Annotated in this window: 16 protein-coding genes; 5 read left to right on the top strand and 11 right to left on the bottom strand. The window is 68.6% G+C overall.

Features of this window, described 5'->3' with window-relative positions:
* The first annotated feature begins 62 nt into the window (after positions 1–62).
* Positions 63–569, top strand: a complete 507-nt coding sequence (locus tag HNP48_RS02310) for a C40 family peptidase (protein ID WP_184855222.1) — start codon at positions 63–65, stop codon at positions 567–569.
* Between the two features lie 4 nt (positions 570–573).
* Here the strand turns inward: HNP48_RS02310 and HNP48_RS02305 are convergent, their stop codons facing one another.
* Positions 574–933: a VOC family protein gene (locus HNP48_RS02305; RefSeq protein ID WP_184855221.1), complete on the bottom strand. Its 360-nt coding sequence runs from the start codon at positions 931–933 to the stop codon at positions 574–576.
* A gap of 121 nt (positions 934–1,054) precedes the next feature.
* On the opposite strand from HNP48_RS02305, the gene HNP48_RS02300 reads away from it, so the two are divergent.
* On the top strand, positions 1,055–2,164 hold the full coding sequence (locus HNP48_RS02300; RefSeq protein ID WP_184855220.1) for a 3-deoxy-7-phosphoheptulonate synthase: 1,110 nt from the start codon (positions 1,055–1,057) through the stop codon (positions 2,162–2,164).
* 1 nt (position 2,165) lies between these two features.
* On the opposite strand, the gene HNP48_RS02295 is transcribed toward HNP48_RS02300, so the two are convergent.
* The gene (locus HNP48_RS02295) at positions 2,166–2,618 is read right to left on the bottom strand and encodes a PaaI family thioesterase (RefSeq protein ID WP_184855219.1); all 453 of its coding nucleotides are present in this window, start codon (positions 2,616–2,618) and stop codon (positions 2,166–2,168) included.
* Positions 2,615–3,067, bottom strand: coding sequence for a MerR family DNA-binding transcriptional regulator (locus tag HNP48_RS02290; protein WP_184855218.1), 453 nt, complete (start codon positions 3,065–3,067; stop codon positions 2,615–2,617). The genes HNP48_RS02295 and HNP48_RS02290 overlap by 4 nt, the downstream gene beginning before the upstream one ends.
* A 312-nt stretch (positions 3,068–3,379) precedes the next feature.
* On the opposite strand from HNP48_RS02290, the gene HNP48_RS02285 reads away from it, so the two are divergent.
* Complete coding sequence (locus HNP48_RS02285) at positions 3,380–8,254, top strand: EAL domain-containing protein (protein WP_184855217.1); 4,875 nt, start codon at positions 3,380–3,382, stop codon at positions 8,252–8,254.
* 976 nt (positions 8,255–9,230) lie between these two features.
* Here HNP48_RS02285 and HNP48_RS02280 read toward each other — a convergent pair.
* Both HNP48_RS02280 and HNP48_RS02275 read right to left on the bottom strand, forming a co-directional pair.
* Positions 9,231–9,827 (bottom strand): acyloxyacyl hydrolase, encoded by a 597-nt coding sequence (locus HNP48_RS02280; protein ID WP_260420052.1) that lies wholly within the window; start codon positions 9,825–9,827, stop codon positions 9,231–9,233.
* A 167-nt stretch (positions 9,828–9,994) separates the two neighbouring features.
* Positions 9,995–10,534, bottom strand: coding sequence for a Spy/CpxP family protein refolding chaperone (locus tag HNP48_RS02275; RefSeq protein ID WP_184855216.1), 540 nt, complete (start codon positions 10,532–10,534; stop codon positions 9,995–9,997).
* 313 nt (positions 10,535–10,847) lie between these two features.
* Between HNP48_RS02275 and HNP48_RS02270 the strand changes: the two genes are divergently transcribed.
* Together HNP48_RS02270 and HNP48_RS02265 are read left to right on the top strand one after the other, a co-directional pair.
* Positions 10,848–11,873 carry a recombination-associated protein RdgC gene (locus tag HNP48_RS02270; protein ID WP_184855215.1) on the top strand — a complete coding sequence of 342 codons (1,026 nt, stop codon included), beginning with the start codon at positions 10,848–10,850 and terminating at the stop codon, positions 11,871–11,873.
* A gap of 25 nt (positions 11,874–11,898) precedes the next feature.
* Positions 11,899–12,774, top strand: coding sequence for a LysR substrate-binding domain-containing protein (locus HNP48_RS02265; protein WP_184855214.1), 876 nt, complete (start codon positions 11,899–11,901; stop codon positions 12,772–12,774).
* 12 nt (positions 12,775–12,786) lie between these two features.
* Here the strand turns inward: HNP48_RS02265 and HNP48_RS02260 are convergent, their stop codons facing one another.
* From HNP48_RS02260 to HNP48_RS02235, 6 genes are all read right to left on the bottom strand, one after another.
* The gene (locus tag HNP48_RS02260; protein WP_184855213.1) at positions 12,787–13,686 is read right to left on the bottom strand and encodes a DMT family transporter; all 900 of its coding nucleotides are present in this window, start codon (positions 13,684–13,686) and stop codon (positions 12,787–12,789) included.
* Positions 13,687–13,887: 201 nt separating this feature from the next.
* Positions 13,888–15,078: an acetyl-CoA C-acyltransferase family protein gene (locus HNP48_RS02255; RefSeq protein WP_184855212.1), complete on the bottom strand. Its 1,191-nt coding sequence runs from the start codon at positions 15,076–15,078 to the stop codon at positions 13,888–13,890.
* A 31-nt stretch (positions 15,079–15,109) separates the two neighbouring features.
* Positions 15,110–15,904, bottom strand: a complete 795-nt coding sequence (locus tag HNP48_RS02250; protein WP_184855211.1) for an enoyl-CoA hydratase/isomerase family protein — start codon at positions 15,902–15,904, stop codon at positions 15,110–15,112.
* 16 nt (positions 15,905–15,920) lie between these two features.
* Positions 15,921–17,720 carry a long-chain fatty acid--CoA ligase gene (locus tag HNP48_RS02245; protein WP_184855210.1) on the bottom strand — a complete coding sequence of 600 codons (1,800 nt, stop codon included), beginning with the start codon at positions 17,718–17,720 and terminating at the stop codon, positions 15,921–15,923.
* Positions 17,717–18,535, bottom strand: coding sequence for an ABC transporter ATP-binding protein (locus HNP48_RS02240; RefSeq protein WP_184855209.1), 819 nt, complete (start codon positions 18,533–18,535; stop codon positions 17,717–17,719). Before HNP48_RS02240 ends, HNP48_RS02245 begins: the two co-directional genes overlap by 4 nt.
* A gap of 7 nt (positions 18,536–18,542) precedes the next feature.
* On the bottom strand, positions 18,543–19,736 hold the full coding sequence (locus tag HNP48_RS02235) for an ABC transporter substrate-binding protein (RefSeq protein ID WP_184855208.1): 1,194 nt from the start codon (positions 19,734–19,736) through the stop codon (positions 18,543–18,545).
* Between the last annotated feature and the right edge of the window lie 13 nt (positions 19,737–19,749).

Below are 19,749 nucleotides of genomic sequence, written 5' to 3'. Positions count from 1 at the left end.
AAAGGCAGTGGCCCCGGCGGGGCATTCACCCCCGCGTGCAGGGTGCGGTACGCTTGCGATCCATGCGTGCCCTTTCCTGCCTGGCCCTGGTGTCCACTGCGCTGCTGATCGCAGGCTGCGGCAGCTCCCGGCCCTCCTCGTCATCGCCGTCCTCGTCCTTTCCCTCCGCCCCGGTCCGCACCACGCCGCCGCTGAGCCCGGACCAGGCGCACGGCATCGCCATCCATGCCCTGGGCCTGGTGGGCACCCCCTACCGCTACGGCGGCAACACGCCAGATTCGGGTTTCGACTGCAGCGGCCTCATCGGCTATGTCTACCGCAACCAGGTGGGCACACCGCCACCGCGCACCGTGGCCGCGCTCAATACCTGGGGCTACCCGGTCGAAGGGGGCGAACTGCGCGCCGGTGACCTGGTGGTCTTCGGCACCGGGCGCCAGCCCAACCATGCGGGCATCTATGTAGGGGAGGGGCGCTTCGTGCATGCGCCATCCACAGGCGGCACGGTGCGCCTCGACTACCTGAGCGCCAAACACTGGGCCGGCCAGCGCCCCGCCTTCCGTCGGCCTTGAGCCCTCAGTTCGAGAGGCGGGGCCGCCCCAGGGCTTGGGCAAAGGCCAGGTGGTTGCCGTCCGGGTCGGTCACCAAAATCACGCGCACCCGCTTGCTGTTGGAGCGCTGGGCGGTGTCCACGCCCATGCGTTCCAGCTGCTCGCCCTGTTCGTCGATGTCGTCCACCGCCAGCGTGACCGAGCAGCGGCCCGCGCGCCGGGGCAGTTCGTAGACCTGCAGCCAGCCGCCCTGCGGCAGGGTCCATTCGGCCAGTTCGGGCATGGGCTGCGAATCGGGCCCGCGCTCGAACAGCGCCCCATACCATTGCACGGCGTCGGGCAGGCTGCTGACGGCCACACTGGCAAGGGCGTTCTGGATGGCCATGGAAACTCCTGGAGACGGGTGTTGGACTGGCTACAGGTATACCGGGGACAGGGGTGGAGGGCTGTAGGACAGCACCGTAGCGCAAACACGTTCTGCAACCAAGGCGAAAATGGCGGCCACCATGACCCTCCACGTACACACCACCCCCACGGCAGCGCTGTCCACCCACGACACGACGCGCATCGACGACACCCGCATCAAGGCCGTGCGCCCGCTGATCACCCCGGCCCTGCTGCAGGAGTGGCAGCCCGCACCCGAAGCCGCACAGACCCTGGTGGAAAGCAGCCGCGCCGCGATCTCGCGCGTGCTGCATGGCCAGGACGACCGCCTCATCGTGGTGGTGGGGCCGTGCTCTATCCACGACCATGGCCAGGCCATGGAATACGCGCGCGCCCTCAAGCAGCAGGCCGATGCGCTGGCCGCCGACCTGCTGGTGGTGATGCGCGTGTACTTCGAGAAGCCGCGCACCACCGTGGGCTGGAAGGGCTACATCAACGACCCGCACCTCGATGGCAGCTTTGCCATCAACGAGGGGCTGGAGATGGCACGCGCCCTGCTGCTCGATGTGCTGGCCCTGGGCCTGCCCGTGGGCACGGAGTTCCTGGACCTGCTGAGCCCGCAGTTCATCAGCGACCTGGTGAGCTGGGGCGCCATCGGGGCCCGCACGACAGAGAGCCAGAGCCACCGCCAGCTGGCCAGCGGCCTGTCCTGCCCCGTGGGCTTCAAGAACGGCACCGATGGCGGCGTCAAGGTGGCGAGCGACGCCATCCAGGCGGCCCAGGCCGCGCACGCCTTCATGGGCATGACCAAGATGGGCCAGGCCGCGATCTTCGAGACGCGCGGCAACCAGGACTGCCACGTGATCCTGCGCGGCGGCAAGCAGCCCAACTACAGCGCGGCCGATGTGGATGCCGCCTGCGCCATGCTGCAGTCGGCCGGGCTGCGCCCGCAGGTGATGATCGACGTCTCGCACGCCAACAGCAGCAAGCAGCACCAGCGCCAGATCACCGTGGCCGAGGACGTGGCCCGCCAGATCGCCGCAGGCGATGCGCGCATCACCGGCCTGATGGTCGAGAGCCACCTGCAGGAAGGCCGCCAGGACATCGTGCCCGGCCAGGCGCTGGCCCATGGCGTGTCGGTCACGGACGCCTGCATCAGCATGGCGCAGACCGTGCCCGTGCTGCAGGGCCTGGCCGAGGCCGTGCGCGCGCGCCGGACGTTGAAGGGCTGATTCAGGGCCGGGGTTGCCGGGCTGCGTTGCCATCCACATTGTGGGCGGTGGCGAGCAAGGTGGCGCACAGGGTCTCGTCGCCCGAATCCGCCACGGCAAACACGTCGGCCGCGCAGACCGTGAGCGTGCGCCCCGCATTCACCACCCGGCCCCGCGCGCGCAGGCTGTGGCCGCGCGCCGGCGCCAGCAGCTTGACATGGGCGTCCACGGTGGAATTGACCCAGCCGCTGGGCAGGGTGCTGCCCGCCGCCGCCACGGCCGCGAAGTCGGCCAGCGCAAACACGGCCGTGGCCTGCAATTGCCCGGGCCGAAAGCACAGTGCGTCCTGCACCGGCATCTCCAGGTCCACCTCGCCCGCTGCCACGCGGGTGAAGCGCAGGCCCAGGGTCTGGGCGATGGGCATGGCCAGCACATGGGCCTGCAACAGATCGGAGGGGAGGGGGGCTGCGGTCATGGTCGACTCCTGGAGGTGGAACGGGTGGAAGCAGCGGCGGCACGGCCACGCACGCGCGGCCAGGGTGCAGCCACCGGGGGATGGGAGGGCACCCGGGGGGCGGGCGCCCGGGCCTGCAGCCAGGCCACATGCTCCAGCACCTGCTGGCGCTGCGCCTGCAACTGCGCCACCTGGTCTGCGAGCTCCTGCGCACGCTGCTGCAGGGCCTGCACCATGGCATCGATGGTGAGCCGGCCGCTGCGAAAGTCGGCCAGGTGTTCGGCGATGCGGGGCAGCGCAAAACCCAGTTGGCGCGACATGGCGATGAAGACCACCTCGCGCTCGGTGCCCTCGGCGTAGTCGCGGTAGCCATTGGCCCGGCGTTCGGGCTGCAGCAGCCCCTGGCTTTCATAGTGCCGCAAGGCGTGCACCGAGACCGAGGTGCGGCGGGCGAGTTCGGAAATCTGCATGCCGCCAAGGCTAGCAAGCCTCGCGCTGCACGAAGGTTGCCTGCGCGACGCGACCGGGCTGCTTCAGAGGGTTGTCAGCAGGCACCCCGCGGCACGCACCGGTGTAGGATTGTTCTTTTGAAGTTGCAATGGTCACCATTTGCGTCTAGAAACGGTGGCAGGGCGTGCCGCGCCGTGCCTTTTTTGCTACTTTTCCCACCATCGACCACGGTCCGGGCTACTTTCTCTTCCATGCTGGCCATTCCGACCCCTCCCAGAACACCTCCACGGCGCCGGCAAGCGCCCGCGGCAAGCGCTTCGCGCACCTGAGCCATGCACCATCCAGAGCACGCCACCGCTGAGGCTGCGCGGCTCCAGGCACTGCAGTCCTACGCCATCCTGGACACCCCGTCCGAGGATGCCTTCGACAAGCTCGCCCTGTTGGCCACACGCATCTGCCGCACACCGATGGCAGTGGTCAATTTCGTGGACAGCGAGCGCCAGTGGTTCAAGGCGGCCGTGGGCATCCCGTTCCAGGAGACCGACCGCGCCGTTGCGTTCTGCGCCCATGCGCTGCATGGCAGCCGGGAACCGGTGGTGGTGAACGACGCCAGTGTGCACCCCGAGTTCTCGCACAACCCGCTGGTCACCGGCAGCCCGCACATCCGCTTCTACGCCTGCGTGCCGCTGGTCAATGGCGAAGGCTTTGCCCTGGGCACGCTGGCGGTGCTGGACACCCGGGTGCGCGGCCTGGAGGCCGAGCAGCTCGACGGTCTCACGGTGCTGGCCGAGCAGGCCATGGTGCAGCTGGAGCTGCGCCGCCAGCAGCGCCTGCTGGCCCAGCTGGTGGAGCAGCGCGATCGCATGCACGACGAGCTGGTGGAACAGGGCGAGACGCTGCGCGTGGCCGGCCGCATCGCCCAGGTGGGCGGCTGGTTCGTGGAGTTGCCCAGCATGCGGCTGCACTGGTCGCAGGAGATCGCCGCCGCCTACGGGCTGACGCGGCGGGTGGGTGCCGTGGGCCAGATCCTGGACCTGTACACCGCCCCCTACCGCAGCGCCTTGCGCAATGCCTTCCGGGCCTGCCTGCGGCACGGCACCCCCTTCGACCTGGAAGCCGAGGTCGTCATGCCCGGCGAGCGGCACTTCTGGGTGCGCACAGCGGGCCAGGCGGTGCGGGATGCGCAGGGCCGCATCGTGCGCATCCAGGGGGCCTTCCAGGACGTTTCGGCGCGCCACCAGGCCGATCTGGCGCTGCAGCGCAGCGAGGAGCGTTTCCAGCTCGTCTCGCGCGCCACGGCCGATGCCATCTGGGACTGGAACCTCACCACCGACGCCATGTGGTGGAACGAGGGCATGCAAAGCCTGTTCGGCGTGCCACTGGACCAATTGCCGCCAGACAGCACCTCCTGGACGCTGCGGCTGCACCCCGAGGACAGCGAGGCCGTGCTGCGCGGCATCCACGCGGCCATCGACGGAAGCGACAGCCACTGGTCGGCCGAGTACCGCTTTCGCCGCCAGGACGGCAGCTATGCCTGGGTGCTGGACCGCGGCTTCCTGATCCGCGACAGCAACGGGCGCGCCGTGCGCATGGTGGGCGGCATGGCCGACCACAGCGCGCAGAAGGCCGTCGAGCTGGAGGCCCAGCGCGACACGCGCAACCATGCCGAACTGCTGCACCTGCAGCAGCGCATCTCCTCGCTGGACATGCCCCTGCCCGATGTGCTGCACCTGGTGGCCGAGACCGTGCTGCGCCAGACCGGCGCGCGCGGTGCCATGGTGGAGCTGCTCGAAGGCCGGCACCTGGTGGCCAAGGCCTCGGCCGGCGACATGGTGCGCCCCGAGGGCGACCTGATGGCGGTGGGCGACAGCATTCTGTGGCCTTCGCTGTACCAGGGGCGCACGGTGCTGTGCAACGACACCGAGGCCGCGGGCTGGGACATGACCGCGCTGCCGCACCGCCTGGGTGTGCGCTCGGTGATGGCGGCGCCGCTGCGCGCGGACGATGCGGTCGTGGGCTCGCTCAAGGTCACCTCGCACCAGGCGAATGCCTTTTCGCGGCGCGACGTGGCCCACCTGGAGATCCTGGCCGAGTCGCTCGGTGCCATGGTGCAGCTGCGCCGCGTGGCCGGCCAGCTGCACGCCTCGGAGCTGCAGTACCGCATGCTGTTCGACGAGCATCCGCAGCCCATGTGGGTCTACGAGCGCGAGAGCCTGCGCCTCCTGGCCGTGAACCATGCCATGGTGCACCACTACGGCTACAGCGAGAAGGAACTGCTGCGCATGCGCATGCAGGACCTGTGGCCGGCACAGTACCGCGAGATCGCCGAGCGCAGGCTGCGCGCCATCGACCCGGAGCGGCGCAGCCTGCCCAAGGTGCGCCGGCATGTGCGCAAGGACGGCAGCCTGATCGACATGGAGCTCACGGCGGGCAACATCGACTTCAACGGCGTGGCGGCGCGCCAGGTGCTGGCCTCCGACGTGACCGAGCGCGTGCGCAACGAGGCGGAGCTCGCGCGCATGGGCCGCGCCCAGCGCCTGCTCAGCGCCTGCAACGAAACCCTGGTGCGCGCCACCTCCGAGGCCACGCTGCTGCAGGCCATCTGCAAGATCGCAGTGGACATCGGCGGCTACCGCATGGGCTGGGTGGGTTTTGCGCGCGACGACGAGCGCAAGTCCATCGAACCCGTGGCCCATGCAGGCCACAACCACAACTACCTGGAGACCCTGAAGCTCAGCTGGTCGGAGGATGAGCCCTACGGGCGCGGGCCCGCCGGCCGTGCCGTGCGCTCGGGCAAGCCCGAGATCGTGCGCGACATCCGCAACGAACGCTACTTCATGGACTGGACCGAGCGCATGCTGGATCACGGCTTCTACGCCGTGATCTGCCTGCCGCTGCGCGACCGCGACAGCACCTTCGGCCTGCTCTACCTGTATGCACCGGAAGTGCTGCAGATCAGCGCCGAAGAAGCCGCGCTGCTGCAGGAGCTGGCCAACGACCTGGCCTTCGGCATCACCAGCCTGCGCACCCAGAAGGCGCAGCAGCGGCTGCAGGCCTCGGTGCTCAAGGTGGCGGCCGCCGTGTCGGCCAGCACCGGCACGGAGTTCTTCGAGCAGCTGGTGCGCAACATGGCCGACGCGCTCGACGCCCAGGGCGGCTGCGTGGTGCGCCTGCTGCCGCACTACCACGACCAGCCCCCGCGGGTGAGCACGCTGGCGGCCGCGCTCGATGGCCAGTTGCTGGCCCCCACCGACTACACCCTGGAAGGCACGCCCAGCCTGCAGCTGCTGAACCAGCGCCAGTTCGTGGTGGCCGACGGGGTGCAGCAGCTCTACCCCGAGGCGCCCGTGCTGCGCATGGTGCAGGCGCGCGGCTATGCGGGGCAGCAGCTGTGCAATGCCGACGGTGAGGTGGTGGGCCTGGTGTTCGTGCTGTTCCGCCAGGCCATCGCCGATCCGAACTTCATCATCTCCACGCTGCAGATCTTCGCGGCGCGCGCCTCGGCCGAGATCGAGCGCCAGGTGGCCGATGCGCGCATCCGCCACCAGGCCTCGCTGCTGGACAAGGCGCAGGACGCGATCATCGTGCGCGACCTGGAGCACCGCATCATCTTCTGGAACCAGAGCGCCGAGCGCCTGTATGGCTGGTCGAAGCTGCAGGTGCTGGGCCAGTCGATCGAGACCCTGCTGTACGCGGACCCCACGCATTTCCGCCGTGCCACGGAGGCCACGCTGGAGCATGGGGAGTGGACGGGCGAGATCGTGCAGCAGCACCGCGATGGCAGCGCCATCGATGTCGAAGGCCGCTGGACCCTGGTGCGCGGCGACAACGGCCAGCCCCATTCCATCCTGGCCATCAACACCGACATCCGCCAGCGCAAGGCCACCGAGCGCGAGATCCAGCGCCTGGCCTTCTACGATCCGCTGACCGGGCTGCCCAACCGCATGCTGCTCATGGACCGCATGCACCAGGCGCTGGCCAGTGCGCGGCGGCACCAGCGCGGCGGTGCGCTGCTGTTCATCGATCTCGATAACTTCAAGACCCTGAACGACACCCTGGGCCATGACCAGGGCGACATGCTGCTGCAGCAGGTGGCGCAGCGCCTGAACACCTGCGTGCGTGCCGTGGACACGGTGGCGCGCCTGGGCGGCGACGAGTTCGTGGTGATGCTCGAGGAGCTGAGCTCGCTGCCCGAGGAGCTGGTGCTGCATGCGCGCTCGGTGGGCGAGAAGATCCTGGCCACGCTGGCCCTGCCCTATGCGCTGGCAGGCTACCAGTACCGCAGCACGCCGAGCATCGGCGTCGCCCCCTTCACGGGCGGGCAGACCAGTGTGGGCGAGCTGCTCAAGCAGGCCGACCTGGCCATGTACCAGGCCAAGACGGCGGGCCGCAACACGCTGCGCTTCTTCAACCCGCAGATGCAGGCCGTGGTGAGCGAACGCGCCTCGCTGGAGACCGATCTGCGCTCGGCCCTGGCGCAGGAAGAGTTTTTGCTGCACTTCCAGCCCCAGGTGCGCCAGTCGGGCCTGGTGGTGGGGGTGGAGGCGCTGCTGCGCTGGGCCCACCCGCAGCGTGGCATGGTCTCGCCGGCGCAGTTCATTCCGCTGGCCGAAGAGACCGGGCTGATCCTGCCGCTGGGCCGCTGGGTGCTGCACACCGCGTGCAAGCTGCTGGCCAGCTGGCAGGACGACCCGGCGCTGAGCCACCTGACGGTGGCCGTCAACGTGAGTTCGCGCCAGTTCCGCCATGCCAGCTTCGTCGACGATGTGGCCCGGGTGCTGGCCATCACGGGGGCGCCCTCGGGCCTGCTCAAGCTGGAACTGACCGAAAGCCTGCTGGTGGAGGACATGGAAACCACCATCGCCACCATGGCGGCGCTGCGCTCCTATGGGGTGGGCTTCTCGCTGGACGACTTCGGCACCGGCTATTCGAGCCTGAGCTACTTGAAGCGCATGCCGCTGGACCAGCTCAAGATCGACCAGAGCTTTGTGCGCGACCTGCTCACCGACCCCAACGACGCGGCCATCGTGGACACCATCATCGGCCTGTCGCGCAGCCTGGGCCTGGAAGTCATCGCCGAAGGCGTGGAGACGGCCGAACAACGCGAGCTGCTGGCCCGCGCAGGCTGCGAGCTCTACCAGGGCTATCTCTTCAGCCGCCCCCTGCCCGTGGACCGGCTGGAGGCCTTTCTGCGCAATCCGGGATGAAGCCCCCGAGGCGCTTGCCTGGCCCGCGCCGGTGTTGACCGAGTGCGCTTGTCTCCCGGCCCTGGAACCAACACCCGGTGACCCGTGCTTTTCCAGCCCCGAACCGGGTGCGGATGCATGCGGATGTTGTTCTCTGTCTTCTTCTTAATTTCTTTATAAATACATAGTCGTAGTAGTAAAGCACCGGCTTTTCTGTGGACAAGGGTGTTTTCCTGTGGCCTGACAAGCACTTGCGTCGCTGCCAACCCTGTGCGCAGCACGCGGGTCCCGCTGTCTCGCCAACGGGGACAACAATGGAACATCGCCCTTCGGTGTGGACAACCCGGCGGTTGTGCCAGCAATTCCCCCAAAGTTATACACAGCACCCCGAGCCATCCGGGAGAAATGGTGGCTCCGGTGGATTTCTCTGGCCGGGAACGGGCGTTTTTGGCCCCTTTCAATGCATCGGCGGCTCAGACGGTGGCATGGCACCTCCCGACAAGCCTCCCGTTCCCCCGGTATGGCCTCAGGAAGAGGCCCTGAACCCTCTTGCAGATGCCTCTGCCTGCGCCGGAGTGCCTGAGGGCGTCACCCTGGCTGCCAGGGGCCTTTGCGAGCCCCGTGCGCTTGTTGATCCCCGTTCTGCCTTGCAGAGCAGCATTCAAGAGGTACCCAGACCTTCCATGGACCCTGCCTTGGTGTTGTCTTGTTATTCCTTGATAGCTCTATAAATCAATAGCAGTAGTAATAGAGCAGGGGCTGTTGTGTGGACAAGCCGGTTTTTCCCAATGCTGGCGCGCACTTGCGTGGCTGCAAACCCTGTGGCGCAAGCGGGGTGAACTTTGCGCGTTCATGACAACAACTTTGGGCCGCGGCGAAGTTCTGTGGATAAGCCATGGGTTGTTCGGCAAGAATACCCATGGTTATCCACAGGCGGCGGGAGGGCTGGGCAAAAAAAGCCCGCCAAGGCGGGCCGTCGTGGTGGGCGGTGGCCGGCTCAGAAGTGGTAGCCGTAGCGCAGCTGCACGAAGTTCTCGCCCGGGTTGGGTTTCTTGATGCCGGCGTTCGACACATGCTGCACGCGCAGCACGAGGTCGTGCTGGCGCTGTTCGCCCAGGCCCACGCCCAGGCCCAGGTGGGAGGCGAAGTTGGCGCGGGTGCTGAAGGTGCGGTTCGGGATCTCGTAGCGCTTGTCGGCCACGGTGAGGCCGATGCCGCCTTCCCAGAACCAGGCCGAGCGGCCTTCGTCCATGCGCAGGCGCAGGGTGGGCGTGAGGCCGACCAGGCTGAGGTGCTCGCGCTGGCCCGACAGGCCGTCATAGGACCAGCGGCTGGCATAGAGGTCCCAGTAGCCCGTGAGCTGGCCGCCCCACAGGGGCCGCTGCCAGCCTTTCCAGGGCAGGGTGGCGCCGATGGCCAGGGCATCGGTGCCCTGCCGGGCCTGGGAGCCCTGGATGTAGAGGGAGGGGGATGCCTGGGCGCTTTGCGCCTGCGCGGCCCCGGGCAGCGCGGCCAGGGCGCCCCAGGCCAGGGTGGCCGCCAGCAGGGAAACGAGGGAGGCCGGACGCGCCATGCGGAAGGTATTGGTGTTCATGGTTTTTGTTCCGTGGTTTGACATACACAACTGTATGTAAACGAGTGTAGGAACGCCTCCCCCGGGGCTTTTGTAGGCCGCCACCCCGGCTCGCTGGCGGAAAAAGCGAAAAGGGGCCCGTGCGGGCCCCTGGTGTCAGGCGGTGGCGCCGCGCGGGCGGCCCGGGTTCACGACTGGGGTGCGGCGGGCGCCCCTGCGGGCTTGCCGTGGTGGCCATGGGGGCCGTGCTTGCCGGGGCCATCGTGCGGTGGGCCCATGCGGTGGGTGCGGGCATCGAAGGTCTTTTGCTGCTCGGGCGTGAGCACGGCATAGAAGGCCTTGGTGGCTTCGCCACGGCGGTCGGCCTCGGCGGCGTGCTGGGCGCGCAAGGCACGCATGCGGTCGATGCGCTCGGGCGTGGTGAGCTTGTCCAGTTCCTTGCGGTCCAGGCGGGCATGGCCTTCGTTCTGCTGCATGGAGGCCGTGAAGCTGTTCCAGGCCGGTTCCTGGGCGGGAGTCAGCTTGAGCTGTTCCTTGAGCGCGGCAGCACGTTCGGCCTTGCGGGCCTGGTGGCGCTCGCGGTGGTCGCCCGGGCCTTTGCGGGCGTCGGGCGCGGCCACCGTGCCGACGGCCGGCGGATTGGCAGGGGTCGCAGGCTGGGCCAGCACCGGCAGGGCCAGGGCAGCGAGGACGGCGGCAGCCACGGTGTGGCGGGACAGGAGGGCCATGGTGAAAGTCCTTTCAGGGAGGTTGAAGGGCCCCGGAACGGCGGTTCCAGCGCTTGACTGCAGTGTCTGCCCGCCATGTATCGCCCGCATGCACGTTGTTTGTCCCAGTGTAAAGTTGTGACAAGAAGATCGCCACAGCCCGTGGGGTGCTGCAGCTATCAAAAGCGGAGCGCAGGCAGGGATTGCCCCCGCGCCGCACTGCAGCCCGGTGCGCAGGGGGCGCCGACCACCGACAATGGAGGGTTCCGTGCCCGGGCCTTTGCATGCCCGGGGCACCGGTGGACAGCTTCGTCCGGCAACCAGAGGGTTTTTCGTGTTCAAGAACATGATCGTGTACCGCATTGCGCCGCAATGGCAGGTGGAATTGACGCAGGTGGAAGAGGCGCTGGCCAAGTCGCCTTTCATGGAGTGCGGTGCCACGCAGGAAAAGTCGCTGGGCTGGATCCCGCCGCGCGGCGAGGAGCACGGCGCGCTGGTCGAATCGGTGGGCGGGCAGTGGATCCTGCGCTTCATGGTCGAGTCCAAGGTGCTGCCCGGCTCGGTGCTCAACCGGCGCGTGAAGGAAAAGGCCGAGCGCATCGAGAAGGAAACCGGCCGCAAGCCCGGCAAGAAGGAAAGCCGCGACCTCAAGGAAGAGGCCAAGCTCGACCTGCTGCCCATGGCCTTCACCAAGCAGGGCTCGATGTGGGTGTGGATCGACACCGAGGCACGCACCATCGTGTTCGATACCTCGAGCCAGGGCCGGGCCGACGAGGTGGTGTCGCTGCTGGTCGAGTCGCTGCCGGGCCTGTCGGTCTCGCTGCTGTACACCGAGACCAGCCCGCAGGCCGCCATGTCCCACTGGCTGAGCACGCAGGAGCCGCCCGTGGGATTCACCGTGGACCGCGAGTGCGAACTCAAGAGCGCCGACGAGGCCAAGGCCGTGGTGCGCTACTCGCGCCACCCGCTGGACATCGAGGAGGTGCAGGCCCACATCGCCGCGGGCAAGCTGCCCACCAAGCTGGCGCTGACCTGGGACGACCGCGTCTCGCTGATGCTGACCGAGGGGCTGCAGATCAAGAAGATTGCTTTCCTGGACACGGTGTTCGAGGGCAGCAAATCCGATGACGCGGGGTTCGACACCGACGTGGCGATCGCCACGGGCGAGCTGTCCAAGCTGATCCCCGACCTGATCGAGGCGCTGGGCGGCGAGTCCGATGGCGTCGGCTCCGGCGCTGCGGCGCCCGGCCCGGCGGCCACGGCGGCGCCATCGCGCGGCGGCAAGGATGCGGGCGGGCGCGCGGTCACCGGGCCGGCCACGGCCCCGGTGGACACGGACCCGGATTCGGCGCCGTTCTGACCGGCACGGGGACGCCCAGCGCGTGATGAAGGCCATTCCGCCCCTCCACCTGCTGCTGGCCTTCGATGCGGTGGCGCGGCGCAGCAGCTTCAGCAAGGCGGCCGAGGAACTGCACCTCTCGCACAGCGCGGTGAGCCACCGCATCCGCGAACTGGAACGCCTGGTCGAGAAGCCGCTGTTCGTGCGCAGCACGCGCGCCGTCGCGCTCACGGCCGAGGGGCTGCACCTGCACCAGCAGGTCCAGCAGCCCCTGCTGCAGCTGGCGCAGGCCTTTGGTGCGCAGGACGGGGCCCGGGGCAGCGTGGTGCGCATCAGCGCCCTGCCATCGTTTGCGCGCTGGCGCCTGGTGCCGGCCCTGTCGCGGCTGGGTGCACAGCCCGGCTGGAACGTGGAGATCCAGCCCTCCATCGACACGGTGGACCTGGAGCGCGGCGATGCCGACATTGCCGTGCGCTTTGCGCGCACCCGGCCGGCCGCCCACCATTGCGAAAAGCTCATGGACGACGAGTGGTTCCCCGTGGCCGCGCCGGCCTACCTGGAGCGCCTGGGGGTGCCGGCCGGCACGGCCGCGTTCCGCAAGGCGGTGCTGCTCGCGCACACGCGCCAGCCCTGGAAGCCCTGGCTGGACAAGGCCGGCATCCGCGTGCCGGCACAGCGCCAGCAGGGCATGGCCTTCACCGACACGGGCTTTGTGCTCGACGCGGCGCTGGGCCTGCAGGGCATTGCGCTGGGGCGGCGCTCGCTGGTGCAGGAGCTGCTGGCCAGCGGCGCGCTGGTGCGCCTGGGCGAGGTGGCGCTGCCCAGCGAGCAGTCCTACTACCTGCTCGCGTCGGAGCGCACGGCCATCACGCCGCAGGGGCAGCAGGTGATGGCATGGATCCGCAGCCTGGCGCCTGCGTAGCCTCGGGGCTGCTCAGCCTGCGAGCGTGAGCACGATGCCGGCCAGCACGCCGGCGATGGCCACGGACTTCTGGGCAATGAAGCGCTCGCGCAGGAACAGCGCGCCGAGCCCGAAGACCATGACCAGGTTGGTACGGCGCAGCACCGAGAGCACCGCGATCATCGCCCCTTCGGCCTGCACGGCCATGAGGTAGAGGTACTCCGCCAGCACATAGGCCAGGGCGATCGCGGGGACGGTCCAGTGGCGTGTGCACAGGCCGCGCAGCGAGGGGAGGGGGCGCACCCAGGGCAACAGCGCCAGGGCGATCAGGCCGCGCTGCACGGCCGACCAGGCCTGCACGCCCGCCAGGTCCATCTGCAGCCCGGCCAGGATGTGCTTGTCGTACAGCGCATTGGCCGAGGACAGCAGCGTGGCGGCCAGCATGCACAGCACCCAGCCGTCGCGGTGAAAGCGGATGCCCTCGCGGCTGCCGATGCGCGAGAACAGGTAGTAGGACAGCATGGACACGGCCAGGCCCAGCCACTGCCACCCGCCCAGCTGCTCGCCCAGCAGCACGATGGCGCCGGCCGCTGTCCACAGCGGGCCCGAGGCGCGCACGCCGGCCGAGATCGACAGCGGCAAGGCCTTGACCGCGTAGTACGAGAGCACCCAGTTGGCGACCATCATGAGCGACTTGGGCAGCACCAGCGCCTGTTCGCGCCAGGAGAGGGGCGCCGGAAAAAGCCCCCAGGGCTGCAGCAGCGGGGCGGCCGTGGCTGGTGCGAGCAGCAAGGGCAGCCACAGCAGCGCGCCGAGCGCGGAGCTCAGAACGACCACGTCGAGCACTGTCTTCTCGCGCAGTGCGAGCTTGGTGAGGAAGTCGTAGCTGCCCAGCACCAGGCCGGCGAGGAGACCCAGGGCGACCCAGGTCATGCCATGCCTCGCAAGGCGGGGAGGGAGGGAAGGGAGAACAGGGGGAAACGCGGCACGGCGGGCTCTTCGGCAAGGTGGAACAACAAGCCACCGAGCGTAGGCACCTGGCGCTGGCGATTGATGAGCAATCGCCATGCATTGCTGCGCCGCGTTCAGCAATCCATCCCTGCGCCAGGCCTGCAGGGCCCCGGCGCGCGAGTGTCAGACCCGCTCGAACACCGCCGCAATGCCCTGGCCGCCGCCGATGCACATGGTCACCAGCGCATAGCGGCCACCCGTGCGGTGCAGCTCGGCAATCGCCTTGGTGGTGATGATGGCGCCCGTGGCGCCCACGGGGTGGCCCAGCGAGATGCCCGAGCCGTTGGGATTGACCTTGGCGGGGTCCAGGCCGAGCTCCTGGATCACCGCGCAGGCCTGGGCGGCAAAGGCCTCGTTGGCCTCGATCACGTCCATGTCCTGCACGGTGAGGCCGGTGCGCTGCAGCAGCTTCTGCGTGGCGGGCACGGGACCGATGCCCATGTAGGCCGGCTCGACGCCCGCATGGGCATAGCCCACCAGGCGCGCCAGGGGTTTTAGGCCCAGGGCCGAGGCGCGGGCGCCCGAGGCCAGCACCACGGCGGCCGCGCCGTCGTTGATGCCCGAGGCATTGCCCGCGGTGACCAGGCCGTCCTTCTTGAACGCGGGCTTCATGCCGGCCAGCACCTCCGGCGTGGTGCTGCCGCGCACATGCTCGTCGGTGTCGAAGACCACGGTGCCTTTGCGCGTGGCGATCTCCACGGGCACGATCTGTTCGCGGAAATGGCCCGCGGCGATGGCGCGGGCCGCGCGCTGCTGGCTTTGCACGGCGAGCTGGTCCTGCGCCTCGCGGCCGATGCGGTAGCGCTCGGCCACGTTCTCGGCGGTGATGCCCATGTGCATCTTCTGCCAGGGGTCGTGCAGGATGCCGAGCATGTAGTCGATGCTCTTGGCGTCGCCCATGCGCGCGCCGTAGCGCGCCGCGGTGTCGAAGTAGGGGCCGCGGCTCATGGACTCGCTGCCGCCACCGATGGCGATGTCGCAATCCCCGTAGCCGATGGCCTGGGCCGCCGAAATGATGGCCTGCAAGCCCGAGCCGCACAGGCGGTTGACGTTGAAGGCCGGCGTCTCGATGGGGCAGCCCGCGTCGATGGCGGCCACGCGCGCCAGGTAGGCGTCCTTGGTGTCGGTGGGGATCACGTTGCCCATGACCACATGGCCGATGGCATCGGCCGGCAGGCCGCTGCGCGCAATGGCGGCCTTCACCGCAGTGGTGGCGAGTTCGGTGTTGGGCACGTCCTTGAGGCTGCCGCCAAAGCTGCCGATGGCGGTGCGCGCGGTGGAGATCACATAGACGTCTTGGAGGCTGCTGCTCATGGGAATGCGTTGGAAAAGGAGATAAAAGAAATCAGTGGCCGCTGAATTGCGCAGGGCGGCGTGCGTAGAAGGCCTCGACGCCCTCGCGGAAGTCCGCGGTGGCGGCGCAGCGGGCAAAGGCCTGTTGCTCGGCATCGAGCTGCTCGGGCAGGCTGCGCTCCATGGACTGGCGCATGAGGCGCTTCATGGCGCCATAGGCCTGCGTGGGGCCGGAGGCCAGGCGCTCGACGATGGCCGCTGTGGCGGCATCGAGTTCGGCGGCAGGCACGACGCGGTTCACCAGGCCCATGCGCAGCGCGTCCTCGGCGCTGAAGGCTTCGCCCAACAGTGCGATCTCCAGCGCCTGGCGCAGGCCCACCTTGCGTGGCAAGGCCCACGAGGCGCCCACGTCGCAGCTCGTGCCCAGGTTGATGTAGGCCAGGTTCAGGCGCGTGCCCTCGGCCATGAGCACATAGTCGGCCTGCAGCAGCAGGGACAGGCCGGCCCCTGCGGCCACGCCATGCACCTGGGCGATGACGGGCGCATCGATCTGTGCGAGCAGGGCCAGACCGGCGTGCAACGGCGTGAGCAGGTCCATGGCGCCCTGCACCGGCTGGGCGCGCAGGGTGGCCAGGTCGCCACCGGCCATGAAGCCCTTGCCGGCGCCGCGCAGCACCACCGCGCGCACGCCGGGGTCTTGCGCGATGGCCTGCACGGCGGCCAGGAAGGCCTGGGCCATGGGCACGTCGACGGCATTGAGCGCTGCGGGCCGGTTGAAGCACAGCGTGGCGATGGCGCCCTTGCGCTCATGCAGCAGCGCAGGCGCGGCCTGGGTGGAGTCGGTCATGGAGGGAAGTCCTTCTTCAGCGGTACAGCGCTTCGATCTCGGCGGCGTAGGTCTTGTAGATGCTGGCGCGGCGCACCTTCATGGTGGCGGTGACCTCGCCATCGTCGTGGTCCAGCTCCTTGGTGAGCAGGTGGAACTGGCGGATCTGCGAGACCTGGGCCAGGCGCTCGTTGCCGCGGCGGATCTCGGTGTCGATGAGTTCGCGCACCGCGGGCGTCTCCACCAGCGAGCGGAAATGCGTGAACGCGATGCGCCGCGCCTCGGCCCACTTGCCCACGGTCTCGAAGTCGATCATCACCAGCGCGCCGACGAACTTGCGGCCCTCGGCGACGATGATGCATTCCTTGATGAAGGGGCTGCCCTTCATGGTGTTCTCGATCTCGGACGGCGTGAGGTTCTTGCCGCCGGCCGTGATCATGATGTCCTTGAGGCGGTCCACGATTTGGAGCTGGCCCTGCTCTTCGCGCACCACGTCGCCCGTGTGCAGCCAGCCGTCGACGATGCTGCCCGCCGTGGCCTCGGGGTTCTGGTAGTAGCCCGCAAAGACCATGTCGCCGCGCAGCTGCAGCTCGCCGTTCTCGGCAATGCGGTGCTCCACGCCCAGCGTGGGCACACCCACGGTGCCCACCACCACCTGGTCCAGCCGGTGGCCAGTGACCATGCCGGTGGATTCGGTGAGGCCATAGACCTCGATCAGCGGCAGGCCCAGCGTGCGGAAGAAGCGCACCACGTCGGGTGGGATGGGCGCGGCGCCCGTGAGCGCCACGCGCGCCTCGCGCAGGCCGATGAAGTTCTGCAGCGCACGGAACACCAGCCAGTAGCTGGCGGCGGATGCCATGCGTTCGCCCAGGCTCCAGGTGCTGCGCGGCTTTTCGGCCAGGGGCTGGCAGGCCGCGAAGGCGTGCTCGAACAGGCGGCGGCGCAGGCCGCCGGTTTCCTGCAGCTTGATGTGGATGGCGGCGTGCAGCTTCTCCCAGATGCGCGGCACGCCGAGGAACATGGTGGGTGCCACTTCGCGCAGGTCTTCCTGCACGGTGCGGATGGATTCGCCGAAGTTCACCTCTGAACCGATGTACACCGGCACAAAGCTGGTGAGCATCTGCTCGGCCACATGGCACAGCGGCAGGTAGGACAGGTGCGTGGTGGATGCATCAAGCTGCAGCCGGTCCACGATGCCGGGCACCACACCGCGGATGTTGCGGTAGCTGATCATCGCGCCCTTGGGCTTGCCGGTGGAGCCCGAGGTGTAGATCATCAGGCCCAGGTCGTCGAGCGTCTGGCGCGCCAGCGCCTCGTCCACCAGCGCCTGCTGGCCCGATGCTGCGCCCAGTGCCTCGACCTCGGCGAAGGTGGCGATGAGTGCGCGCTGCTCGGGCGCAAAGCTGCGCAGGCCCTTGGTCTCGATGACGATGATCTTTTTCAGGCGTGGCAGATCGGGCAGGGCCGCGAGCAGCTTGTCGGTCTGCTCCTGGTCCTCGCAGACCATGACCTCGATGTCGGCATGGCCGACCACGTAGGCGACTTCGTTGGTGGGACTGGTGGGGTACACGCCCACGGTGACCGCGCCGACCAGGCCCGCGCCCATCTGCGCGAGCACCCATTCGATGCGGTTCTCGGAGATCACGCCCACATGGCCGCCGGCCGGCAGGCCCAGCGCGCGCAGGCCCATGCCGAAGTGGCAGGCGCGCTCGTGGTAGCGGGCCCAGGTGAAGGGCTTCCAGATGCCGTAGTCCTTCTGCCGGATGGCCACGCGGCCCGGCTCGGAGCGCGCGCGCTCGCGCAGCATCTGGGGCAGGGTGAGGTCGGGGAGGGTCATGACAGCCAACGCTTGCGCCGTTTGTAGTGCTTGATGTCCTTGAAGCTTTTCGCTTCGCCGCCACCCCCCATGCCGAGGTAGAACTCGCGCACATCGGGGTCATTGGCCAGGCGCTCGGCCGGGCCGTCGATCACGATCTTGCCGTTCTCCATGATGTAGCCCTGGTGGGCCACGGCCAGGGCCACGGTGGCGTTCTGCTCCACCAGCAGCATGGAGGTGCCGCGCTCGGCGTTGATGCGCGCGATGATGGTGAAGATGTCTTCCACCAGCTTGGGCGACAGGCCCAGCGAGGGCTCGTCGAGCAGGATCAGCTGGGGCTGGGCGATGAGGGCGCGGCCGATGGCCAGCATCTGCTGCTCGCCGCCCGAGAGATACCCGGCGAGGCCCTTGCGGCGCTCGTGCAGGCGCGGGAAATAGCTGTAGACGCTGTCGAAGTCGGGTTTGGCATCGCCCCGGCCCGTGAGCGCATAGGTGGCGGCCACGAGGTTTTCTTCGACCGTGAGGTCCTCGAACACGCGGCGGCCCTCCATCACATGCGAGAGCCCGGCGCGCACCAGCTGCTGCGGCGCCAGGCCCGCCGTGGGCTGGCCGTCAAAGCGGATGCTGCCCGACTCCACCGTGCCGTCTTCGAGCGCGAGCAGGCCCGAAATCGCCTTGAGCGTGGTGGACTTGCCCGCGCCATTGCTGCCCAGCAGCGCCACGATCTGGCCGCGCGGCACGGCCAGCGACAGGCCGCGCAGGGCCTGCACGACCTGGTTGTAGATGACCTCGATGTTGTTGACTTCGAGGACCGGGGCCGGGGCTTGCTGGGTCATGGCAAGGTCACAGCTTGATCCAGTCGGAGGCCGCCACCATTTTTTGCGCCTTCATGTCCGCGCGGTACACACGGCCCACGGGGATGGAATTGCCGCTGATGGTGATCGGCACGCCGATCAGGCCGCCGGTGTCGAAGTCCTTGATGCTGTTGAGTGCGGCCTTGAGGTTCTTGCCGTCGAGCGGCTTGCCCGCATCCAGGCAGCGCTTGGCCGACTCGGTGAACAGCATGGCGGCGAGGAAGCCCTGCACATAGGCCGTGCTCTGGTACTCGGGGCGCATGGCGCGGATCTTCTCCAGCATGGGCGCCTTCTCGGTGTCGTAGTAGTAGCGGTAGGGCATCACGCCCATGAAGCCGTCGGCGGCCTCGCCCATCTTCATCACGGTGGAGCTGTCCATGGTCCAGAAGGTGCCCATCCACTTGCTGGTCATGCCCTGCTGCTTGCCCTGGGTGATGAACTCGGGGATGGGCGCGAGGATGTAGCCGTGGAAGATGGTGTAGTCGGGCGCGGCACGGCGCAGCTTGATGACCTCGCCCGAGACGTCCACGCTGCCCGCGGGTGTCATGATCTTGACGGGCACCGACAGGCCCAGCGCCTTGGCGGCGGCCTCGCTCTTGTCGATGGGGTCGCGGCCGAATTCCGAATCGGAGTACACGAAGGCCACCTTGGCGCCGGGCTTTTCCTTGGCGATGTGCTTGAGCAGGATGCCGAACATCTCGGTGTAGTCCGGGCCCACGAGGAACTGGTTCGGGTACTTCTTGGGGTCGTTGAGTTCGCTGGCGAACGAGGCGCCGGCCATCAGCGTGGTGCCCGCGCGGTCGAGCTCGGGGTTGATGGTCTTGGAAAAGCCCGTGGAGTCGCCGTAGTAGAGGTTCACCTTGTTCTGGCTGGTGATCTTCTTGTAGGCGGCGACCGAGACGTCGACCTTGTAGCCCGTGTCCTCGGGCACGTACTTGAGCTTGCGGCCCTTGATGCCGCCCGCGTCGTTGACCATCTTCACGTAGTCGCCGATGCCGGCGTTGATGCCCACGCCCGCGAAGGCGAACACACCGGTGAGCGGGATGGAGCCGCCGATCACGATGTCCTCGCCGCTGGCCTGCGCGGTGGCGGTGAGCGGTGCGGCCAGCGTGGCGCCTGCGGCGAGCAGCAGGGAGCGGCGGCGCTGCGAGGTGGGGGACGCGGTGGTGGTGGTTCGGGGCATGGTGCTTGTCTCC

Origin of the sequence: Acidovorax soli (assembly GCF_014207955.1) — a bacterium.
Classification (GTDB): domain Bacteria; phylum Pseudomonadota; class Gammaproteobacteria; order Burkholderiales; family Burkholderiaceae_C; genus Acidovorax; species Acidovorax soli_A.
Note: the sequence above shows the minus strand (reverse complement) of the source record. Positions and strands in the feature narration are given on the sequence as shown.

What these genes read in the sequence shown, in the direction of transcription:
- HNP48_RS02310 (WP_184855222.1), top strand. Translation starts at nt 63, where the DNA reads ATGCGTGCCCTTTCCTGCCTGGCCCTGGTGTCCACTGCGCTGCTGATC.
- HNP48_RS02305 (WP_184855221.1), bottom strand. Translation starts at nt 933, where the DNA reads ATGGCCATCCAGAACGCCCTTGCCAGTGTGGCCGTCAGCAGCCTGCCC.
- HNP48_RS02300 (WP_184855220.1), top strand. Translation starts at nt 1,055, where the DNA reads ATGACCCTCCACGTACACACCACCCCCACGGCAGCGCTGTCCACCCAC.
- HNP48_RS02295 (WP_184855219.1), bottom strand. Translation starts at nt 2,618, where the DNA reads ATGACCGCAGCCCCCCTCCCCTCCGATCTGTTGCAGGCCCATGTGCTG.
- HNP48_RS02290 (WP_184855218.1), bottom strand. Translation starts at nt 3,067, where the DNA reads ATGCAGATTTCCGAACTCGCCCGCCGCACCTCGGTCTCGGTGCACGCC.
- HNP48_RS02285 (WP_184855217.1), top strand. Translation starts at nt 3,380, where the DNA reads ATGCACCATCCAGAGCACGCCACCGCTGAGGCTGCGCGGCTCCAGGCA.
- HNP48_RS02280 (WP_260420052.1), bottom strand. Translation starts at nt 9,827, where the DNA reads ATGAACACCAATACCTTCCGCATGGCGCGTCCGGCCTCCCTCGTTTCC.
- HNP48_RS02275 (WP_184855216.1), bottom strand. Translation starts at nt 10,534, where the DNA reads ATGGCCCTCCTGTCCCGCCACACCGTGGCTGCCGCCGTCCTCGCTGCC.
- HNP48_RS02265 (WP_184855214.1), top strand. Translation starts at nt 11,899, where the DNA reads ATGAAGGCCATTCCGCCCCTCCACCTGCTGCTGGCCTTCGATGCGGTG.
- HNP48_RS02260 (WP_184855213.1), bottom strand. Translation starts at nt 13,686, where the DNA reads ATGACCTGGGTCGCCCTGGGTCTCCTCGCCGGCCTGGTGCTGGGCAGC.
- HNP48_RS02255 (WP_184855212.1), bottom strand. Translation starts at nt 15,078, where the DNA reads ATGAGCAGCAGCCTCCAAGACGTCTATGTGATCTCCACCGCGCGCACC.
- HNP48_RS02250 (WP_184855211.1), bottom strand. Translation starts at nt 15,904, where the DNA reads ATGACCGACTCCACCCAGGCCGCGCCTGCGCTGCTGCATGAGCGCAAG.
- HNP48_RS02245 (WP_184855210.1), bottom strand. Translation starts at nt 17,720, where the DNA reads ATGACCCTCCCCGACCTCACCCTGCCCCAGATGCTGCGCGAGCGCGCG.
- HNP48_RS02240 (WP_184855209.1), bottom strand. Translation starts at nt 18,535, where the DNA reads ATGACCCAGCAAGCCCCGGCCCCGGTCCTCGAAGTCAACAACATCGAG.
- HNP48_RS02235 (WP_184855208.1), bottom strand. Translation starts at nt 19,736, where the DNA reads ATGCCCCGAACCACCACCACCGCGTCCCCCACCTCGCAGCGCCGCCGC.